A 5,659-nucleotide genomic window follows, 5' to 3' on the forward strand; every position below is an offset into this window, starting at 1 on the left:
AGTTGCGGTTCGTTCTCCAAGATACTCGCTCCTGGCCTGCGGCTTGGCTGGCTGGTTGGCGGCCCATGGACCGATGCGCTGGTGCGAGCGAAATACTTTTCCACGGTCGGCGGTGCCGCCTTGCCGCAGCTGGCCATGGCCGATTATCTGCAGCAGCACGATCTCGAACGGCATTTGCGCCGGTTGCGCCGCGCCCTGGCCGGCAACGCGCAACGTATGCACGATGCGATTGCACGCTACTGGCCTGCGGGTACCCGGGTCACCGAACCGAGCGGCGGCTTGTCGTTATGGTTGCAGTTGCCCGACGGTGGCGATGGGCAAGCGCTATGCGAGGCGGCGCTTGCGGCGCGGATCGGCACCTCGCCAGGGGTGTTGTTTTCCAGCCGCGGCGACTACGCCGATTGTCTGCGGTTGAGCTGCGGTCTGCCCTGGGGCGAATCGCTCGATCGCGCGCTTCGACAATTGGGGCGACTGGCAGTGAGCGGCATCGGCTGAGGCGGTTTCCAAATCCGTGCTTCTGTAGGAGCGAAGTATCGGAGATTGAGCGTTCGCTGGCGTTGTTCCCGGGTAACTGCGGTTGCGCGTTATCTGGCTCATGGTAGATCCGGGAAGGCACTTGATCGCATCGCGTCGTCGATGCGACGCTAGACGGCGTCGCGTGCCGCTCCATCTCCAGCGAGGGTTACCATGCACAGCCGCGCATTCTTGTATACGCCGTTCGGTGGCTCGCACGCCTTGATGGCTGCCGCTGGCGAAAACATGCCGCGGATCGGCAAGGGCAAGCCGCCGCACCAACTGCTGGCACCTAATGTGGAAACCGCCAATGAAATGGAGCGCATGCGACATATGCAGGTGCTCGGTTTCCAGAATGTCATCGGTGGCCACAAAGAACTCAAGCGGCAATTGGGGCAGAGTTATACGACCCCGGAGCAGTTGGCTAAAGCCAAGCAGACCTCGGCTTATCTGATTTCCAAGGCCCATGCGCGACTGGCCAAGTCGATGCTTCCCGCTTATCAACAAACACGTATCGCCAACGCCACCGTCCATTTCCATACCGAGGATCCGCGATATCCCGAATTGACCACGACCTCGCATCCGAACCTTTATCCTTCGCTGCACGATGGCAAGCCGTTGGCCAATATCGGGCACAAGGACAAGCTCTATGTGCTCGGGCACGGCGAAGTGCCGACGCCGGGGCGCCCGGTGCCGCATATGCATGCGTCTCCTGAGGGCCATGGGCCATCGCTTTCGCCCGGAGAGTTGGCCGATCATTTGAAGCAGGCGGGACTACCGCCGGATTTCAAGGATCTGCGTATTGCTTCCTGTTTCGGGGTCTCTACCAAACATGGCCAACCCGGTGAGACAGAGGCGAACGCCAAATACTTCGTGCCAAGGCTCCATCACGCACTGCAGGGTGATTTTCCCAGCCTGGATGTGACCGGCTATAAACGTGGCGGCGTGACTACACCCTTCGGCGCGCATCACGAGCGCAGCGACGAAGGCTCGATGGAGGGACGTACCCGCCGCAAGACCGAAGCGGTCAGGTTTCCTCACTTGTAGCCGCTGCGTCCCCGGATGCCGCTGCCGGCGTCACGAGGGTTTGCCGGAGTTGCTGCAAAGCGGGTAGCAGGTTTTCGGGTTCGCGCAGGGCCTTGCGCGCGGCTCCTAGTGCTTTGCGTACATGACCCGGCGCCTCGCCGCCTTCGATCAAGGCCAACGCGGGTATGCGGCATGCCAGCAGCGTATCGATCCAGTCGGCAGGATGGTTTGGCCGGAGCCGCCGCAAAGCGCGGCGACTGGCGCGGAATGGCGGTGCGACTTGCTCGACTTGATCCAGCGTGGCGATGAATGTCGTGGTCTGTCGCTCCGATGGCGCGGCGGAAAGCGCATCGGATAACGCCGCCAAGGCGTTGGCGATGCGCCGGCGCAGGACGCCTGTGGAACGCACGGGATAGACCAGCCACGCACAGAGCACGCCGATCAGCGCACCGATCAGGATTTCCTCCAGGCGTGTCCAGAGCAGGCTGTCGCCGTTCGTGCCATTGAAACCTTGCAGCAGCGCAAGCGCGATCGTGACGAACAAGGCCCACCAAGCGTATGCCATGGGCCTCAGCCACAGACCGAGGAAGACGGCAGCCAGCATGCAGGCGACGGTGAATGAGTCATGCGCGCCGATATGCACGGTGACGGTTAGCGCGATGACGGTGCCGGCCGCGGCGCCGAGCACGCGCAGTACGCTCTTGTATGCCACGTCCAGGCGGCCACGATTGCCGCTGTTGACGATGAACGCGGTCAGCACGATCCAGGCCCAGCGTTGCGGAAAGAACAGATAGCCCACCACGAAGGCGATGCTCAGCGCAGCAGCCATCTGAATGGCCATCCGTGTGCTTGCACGCGGGCCGCGAGCGGTTTCCGGTGGAGGCGGCTCAGGGGTGACGACGGGCTGTTTACGCAGCTGTGGCAGCAGCCCGATACGCCGCGCCGCCGCTTGCAGCGTGGCGACCCAGGCCAGCGCGAGCAAGCCCACGATGACCGGTGCCGCCAGGATCATCGCAGGGCTCAGATGATGGGGGGGGATATAGGGCGTGGTGAGGATCGCAACGAACGGCAGAGCGATCAGCGAGCCCATGCGACCGGCCATCGGGCCGAAACGGCGCAGCCAGATCGATACGAACATACCCAGCACGAATGCAGCCGCGCCGATCCACGGTGCCCGGTGCAGCAGCATGCCGGCGCCGACGGCGGTCAGTCCGACCAGGGGCAGGGCGACAGCGGCTTCCAGGCGGCCGCGCAGGTCACGATCCAGATGGCTACGTGCGAAGGACAAGCTGAGCACAACGGCGAGGACACCGGGGCCGGGCTCGGGGGCGATCGCCATAGTGCAGATGAACGTGGCGAGCACGGCCAGCATGGTGACGATGGCTTCGCGCAGGGCGGACCCCAGGCGAGAGGTCACCTTAACTTGAAAGTCGGCGTGGATCGCGTTGACCATGATCATCCCCGGAGCGGCCGGGGGACTATACGCGCAATCGGGCCACGAGTTGTTTCAGACCGGCCGGAAGTTCTGGCGCAGATGGGCGCAGAGGTTTTCGGCGGCCGCTACCGCCACGTCGATGGCACTATCGCTGACCGCCGCGTCCAGTTGCTTGGTGACGACGTTGGTTTCGGCGATGAGCGCGGCAATCGGTTTGCCTGCGCCGCTGGTGCGACCGATACGTGCGTTCATGCTGTCGAGTTGTTGCGATGCCGTGCGTGCCTCGGTGCGCAGATGAAAATCGTGTGCGCGCGAGGTTGCATTTGTGCACGCCCGGACGCAGAGCGCGATGGCGGCTTGCAGATCGGAAGGATTCGATCCTGTCATGGCAATTCTCCCTGGAGATCAAAGCGCCTTGGATGTGGCGATCAGTTTCGCCAGTGCCTGTATGGCCGATTTATAAGTTTCAAAGGTTTTTTTGGTGGCCGCCTCGCGCTGAGCGGAGGACAGCTTGTCGTCGACAACCACGGCGAGCAGTTCGTCATTCGATTTCCTGATCTGCATGAGCATGGCTCCCGCGGGCGAGACAGGGCGATAAGCCGCGTCGCCGTTGCGGGCTTGCGAGAGTGCCGCGCACTTGTGCTGGACAGTCTTGAACGTCGACTCATAGTCACGCAATCGATCGACCAGGGCTTGCCGGCCAGAGAGGTCGTTGGGGCCGAAACCGAAGCGCAGGTAATCGTCGATCAGGCCGGCGTTCTGCAAAGCCTCATTGGCGTAGACAGAGCAATAATTGCTATCGGTTGCCTTGGCAAGATTCAAAATGGCGTTGCTCACCGCTTGCTGCGACCCGGTGTTTTGGAGCTGCTCGGCGATCTGTCCGGCCGACCTGGCGTCGGTTACAGCCTTATCGATGATCTCGGCAAGCTGGCTCAGTGGAGCGACGAGGCCGCCCAATGCAGATGCGCTATTGGTGTTCCTGGTAGCCGCTGTAGGCGTCGATGCAGCCGTGGTGCCCGTTGTCTTGTGCGCTGCGTCGACGTCGCCCTTGAGATCGTTAAAGGTGTCGGCGTACGACTTGATATCCGCGCTGACGGTGTTGTCCGGGGATTTGGCCAGTTTCGCAAGCGAATCGAGGTAATGGGTCAATATGTCGACGCCTTGCAGGGCCGCGGCAAAATCGGCGTCGGTGCGCGAGAGAAATATCTGTCGATCGACGATTGTGTGGAGGTATTTCGAAACTCGATCGATGTCGTCGCGCTTCAATGTTTTCGCGCAATCGACCGCCGCGTCGGAGGGGCAGAAGAATCCATTGGCGACCACGGTACCGACGATCGGATGGCAGTCGAGCCCGCCGGATTTGTCGGCCCTGCACGCCTGCGCGGCATAGGCCCGACAGGCAGCGGTAAGCGCATGGGTTTTCCCCGGCAGTTTCGACTCGAGTTCCATCAGCATGGGCAATGCCGTCGGATCCACGAAGCCCGGAGCCTCCCTGTCGTCGCCTGGCGCGAGGACTGGGCACTGCGGATCGACGGTCGAACGGAAAGACTGCACCGACTGATCCGCGGTGACGATGTCCTTGTAGAACTGTCTGGCGTTGTCCACGGTTTTTTGCGAGGTGTCGGCAAATGAAGCGGTTGCCTCCATTTTGACTTCAGCCGTGCCGCAGCCGCTGAGCGACAGGGCGAGCAGCATGGCGGCGCCAGCGAAGCGCGCACGAGCGGAGCGATGCATGGTATCCCCTTGGAATCCGATTCCCTCGACGATCTTAGCCGGACAACATGGCAAGACGTATGTACGTTGAATGGGCCGTGGCGTGAATCGTTCGTGTCTGGCTTCGAGCGCGTTCTCCTCAGTTTTCCGTGGAGCCGAGCAAGAAGGCCAGTTTCCGCTGTTTAGGCAGACGCTTGATCTCCCATTCCGCCCGCGAAGCCTCCGCGCGATCGGCATATGGCCGTGCACCGAGCAATCGCAGCGGCGGATGCGATCGGGTATAGCGCGCGCCGCGCCCGGCGACATGCGCCGCGTAACGCGCTTCCAGGCGGTTGGTAATGCCGGCGTAATAGCTGCCGTCATGGCATTCGATCAGGTACAGCCACCAGCTCACGCGGTGTTTTCCCGAACAGTGACATGGGCAATCCAATGGCGCTGGCGGCGATCCAGGCGATCGTCGAGCGCCTCGTTGTCGAAACTGACGGATGCGCGCTTGAATCGGCTCGGATCCACATTATCGATCGCGTTGACGCTCACCACCGCATAGGTGCGACCGTCGATAAGGGAAAGGCAGGCCGGTACTATGCCGCAGTGCTTGCAAACCAGAAATTCGGCGGTACGCGTGCCGAAGGCGTAGCGGGAGACCGCCTGGCTGTCGGCAATACGAAGATCCAGCCGTCCATGTGCGACGGCGGTCCATACGCCGCCATGCTTGCTGCAGAACGAGCAGGTGCAGGCGCGCGCCGGTATCTCGGCGGGCTCGGGTGTCCAGTCCAGCGTGAAGTCGATCGTGCCGCAATGGCATTGGCCGTGTATCAGCATGCGAAATTTCTTGCGCCCAAGAAAGTGGAAAGGTTTGTAAAGCGTCGGACAATCGAAAGCGATTAGGGTAAAAAGGATGCCATGGATCGGCGATGTCCGTCCCATGGGGGCGTGACGTGAGCATTCTGGATCGGTTTCGAGGCCATCGAA

At 62.1% G+C, this 5,659-nt stretch carries 7 protein-coding genes; 2 read left to right on the forward strand and 5 right to left on the reverse strand.

Annotation, left to right across the window (positions count from 1 at the left end):
• Positions 1–495 (forward strand): aminotransferase class I/II-fold pyridoxal phosphate-dependent enzyme (locus tag VIM98_RS12565; protein WP_331993451.1); only part of this gene is annotated, 495 nt, incomplete at its 5' end.
• A 192-nt stretch (positions 496–687) separates the two neighbouring features.
• Positions 688–1,560, forward strand: coding sequence for a hypothetical protein (locus VIM98_RS12570; protein WP_331993452.1), 873 nt, complete (start codon positions 688–690; stop codon positions 1,558–1,560).
• On the opposite strand, the gene VIM98_RS12575 is transcribed toward VIM98_RS12570, so the two are convergent.
• The 5 genes from VIM98_RS12575 to VIM98_RS12595 all read right to left on the reverse strand — a co-directional run bounded on the left by VIM98_RS12575 (position 1,541) and on the right by VIM98_RS12595 (position 5,509).
• The gene (locus VIM98_RS12575) at positions 1,541–2,992 is read right to left on the reverse strand and encodes an FUSC family protein (RefSeq protein WP_331993453.1); all 1,452 of its coding nucleotides are present in this window, start codon (positions 2,990–2,992) and stop codon (positions 1,541–1,543) included. The two genes, VIM98_RS12570 and VIM98_RS12575, sit on opposite strands and share 20 nt — an antisense overlap.
• Before the next feature lie 54 nt (positions 2,993–3,046).
• Positions 3,047–3,361, reverse strand: coding sequence for a hypothetical protein (locus VIM98_RS12580; RefSeq protein ID WP_331993454.1), 315 nt, complete (start codon positions 3,359–3,361; stop codon positions 3,047–3,049).
• Positions 3,362–3,379: 18 nt separating this feature from the next.
• On the reverse strand, positions 3,380–4,708 hold the full coding sequence (locus tag VIM98_RS12585; RefSeq protein WP_331993455.1) for a hypothetical protein: 1,329 nt from the start codon (positions 4,706–4,708) through the stop codon (positions 3,380–3,382).
• Between the two features lie 118 nt (positions 4,709–4,826).
• Complete coding sequence (locus VIM98_RS12590) at positions 4,827–5,081, reverse strand: GIY-YIG nuclease family protein (RefSeq protein WP_331993456.1); 255 nt, start codon at positions 5,079–5,081, stop codon at positions 4,827–4,829.
• Positions 5,078–5,509 (reverse strand): hypothetical protein, encoded by a 432-nt coding sequence (locus VIM98_RS12595; RefSeq protein WP_331993457.1) that lies wholly within the window; start codon positions 5,507–5,509, stop codon positions 5,078–5,080. Before VIM98_RS12595 ends, VIM98_RS12590 begins: the two co-directional genes overlap by 4 nt.
• Between the last annotated feature and the right edge of the window lie 150 nt (positions 5,510–5,659).

This window comes from Dyella sp. (genome assembly GCF_036568765.1).
GTDB lineage: Bacteria > Pseudomonadota > Gammaproteobacteria > Xanthomonadales > Rhodanobacteraceae > GSA-30.